The sequence below is a fragment of the Micromonospora sp. NPDC048898 genome, assembly GCF_043198035.1.
GTDB lineage: Bacteria > Actinomycetota > Actinomycetes > Mycobacteriales > Micromonosporaceae > Micromonospora.
This window is the reverse complement of record NZ_JBICUF010000049.1, coordinates 1-2495: the sequence shown is the minus strand read 5'-3', so window position 1 is coordinate 2495 and position 2495 is coordinate 1. Positions and strand designations below refer to the sequence as shown.

General features: G+C 68.5%; 1 protein-coding gene. It reads right to left on the bottom strand.

The window, feature by feature from the left end; all coding sequences use genetic code 11:
• A partial coding sequence (locus ACGFIQ_RS36215) for an acyltransferase domain-containing protein (RefSeq protein ID WP_393250855.1) occupies positions 1-2139 on the bottom strand: 2139 nt, incomplete at its 3' end.
• Between the last annotated feature and the right edge of the window lie 356 nt (positions 2140-2495).

Sequence of the window (2495 nt, the reverse complement as noted above, 5' to 3'; positions counted from 1 at the left end):
GTAGGTGGTGGTGTTTCGGGTGGCGGTCTGGGGGTGGTTGGTGGGTGGGTGTTCCGGGGGTGTGGGGGTGTCGGTGTCGATCAGCAGGATCCGGCCGGGGTTCTCCGTCTGCGCGGTACGGACCAGACCGGTCACCGCGGCGTGGGCCTGGTTGACCGGCTCGCCCGGCTCGACCGTGACACCGTGATGGGTGTGCACCGCCAGGACACCGTCATCGTCGGCGGCCAGCCACTCCTGCAGCGTGCTCAGGGTCGCCGTGACCGCCTGATAGGCGTCGTCAGCGGGCGGGGTGTAAACCGTGACCGGACCCTCCGAGCGGGTGGTGACCGGCGTCCAGGTCAGCCGGTGAAGATCACGGCCGGTGGTCACCAAAGCCCTCAGCACGACCTCGTCGATGGTCACGACCGGCTCCCCCGCCGGATCGGCCAACTCCAGCCGGACGCTGTCCGGCCCGGTCGGGGTGATCCGGGCCCGCAACCCCGTGGCGCCCGTGGCGTGCAGGGTGATCCCGGTCAGCGCGAACGGCACCCGCGGCTGATCGATCCCGAGCCGGTGCAACACCGCATGGAACACCCCGTCGAGCAAGGCCGGATGCACCTCGAACCCGGCAGCATCCTCCACCGACACCTCGGCATAGGTATGGCCCTCGGTGTGCTCCAACCGGGTCAGCGTGGCAAACCCCGGACCGTAGTCGTAACCGGCCGACGCCAACCGCTGATACCACTGCGCCACGTCGACCACGGCTGTGTCCGCCGGCCACTCCCACCGCCCACCGCCACCACCGCCACCATCGTCGGCGGGCTGGTCGTCGATCCGGGCCGTGACGTGCCGGGTCCACTCCGCCGCATGCTCAGCCCGAGCGTTGACCTCGACCAGGTCACCGGCCACCGTCACCTGAACACTGTGACCACCATCGAGCACCAACGGCTGATGCAGCATCAGATCTGCCACGGCCACACCATCAACCGCAGCCAGCACCAGATCCACGAACCCCGCACCCGGGAACAACACCTGCGAACCCACCCGATGATCCACCCACAACCCGGCCGCCGGGACCCGGCCGGACAGGACCCTCATCCCGGAGCCGGCCACCTGCGTCTCCACACCCAACACCGGATGCTCACGACCCGCCAAACCCCAACCTGACGGTGACTGCTCCCGCGAGGCCAACCAATACCGGCGACGATCAAACGCATACGTCGGCACCTCCACCGCCGCCCCGCTACCCCCGCCACCCACCACCGCCGACCAATCCACCACACCACCACGAGCCAGCACCTCACCGACCCCGGCCAACACCCCGGCCACCTCACCGGCCAGCGGCACCGCCTCGACACCCAGATCACGGATCAACCCCGTCAACACCGCCCGCGGACCCACCTCCACCCACAGATCAACATCAGCCGCACCCACACCATCAGCAAACCGCACCGTGTCCCGCACATGCGACAACCAATACCGCGGATCGGCGAACAACTCCCGCTCGACACGACCCGTCACATTCGACACCACCGGCACCACCGGCACCCGGAACTCCACCGACGCCAACACCGCAGCAAACTCGTCCAACATCGGCTCCATCAACACCGAATGAAACGCATGCGACACCCGCAACCGCCGCACCCGGCCCAACCCCGCAACAGTCGCCTCCACCGCCTGCTCAGGACCCGACACCACCACCGACTCCGCACCATTGACCGCCGCAACCGACACCCCCGGTCCCAACACCGATCGAACCCGCTCCTCACCCACACCCACCGACACCATCACCCCACCCGCAGGCAACGCCTGCATCAACCGACCCCGCGCCGCCACCACCCGACACGCATCCGGCAACGACCACACACCCGCCCGGAAAGCCGCCACCACCTCACCCAACGAATGCCCCATCAACACCCCAGCCCGCACACCCCACGACTCCAACAACTCCGCCAACGCCACCTCAAACGCAAACAACCCCGCCTGCGCCCACCCCGTCTCATCCAACCCCTCACCACCAGCAACCACCCCCGCCAACGACCCCGGCAACAAACCCTCAAACCCCCCACACACCCGCTCGAACGCCTCCCGGAACACCGGGAAACGCCTCACCAACTCCCCACCCATCCCCGACACCTGCGCACCCTGACCCGAAAACACCAACCCCACCCGCGGAGACCCCACCCGCCGCACCGGCGACAACCCCGACGCCACCGCCCGCAAACCCCCCACAAACTCCTCCACACCCGAACCAGACACCACCACCCGATGATCACCACCCAACCGCGCCCCCAACACCACACCCACATCCACCAAACCCACACCACCACCACCAGCCGCGACCCAATCCGCCAACCGACCCGCCTGCCGACGAACCCCCGACTCACCCCGACCACACACCACCCACGGCACCACCCCACCCCCCGCCGGCACCCCAGCCGACTCCACCACCGGAGACTCCACCACGGGAGACTCCACCACGGGAGACTCCACCACGGGAGACTCCACCACGGGAG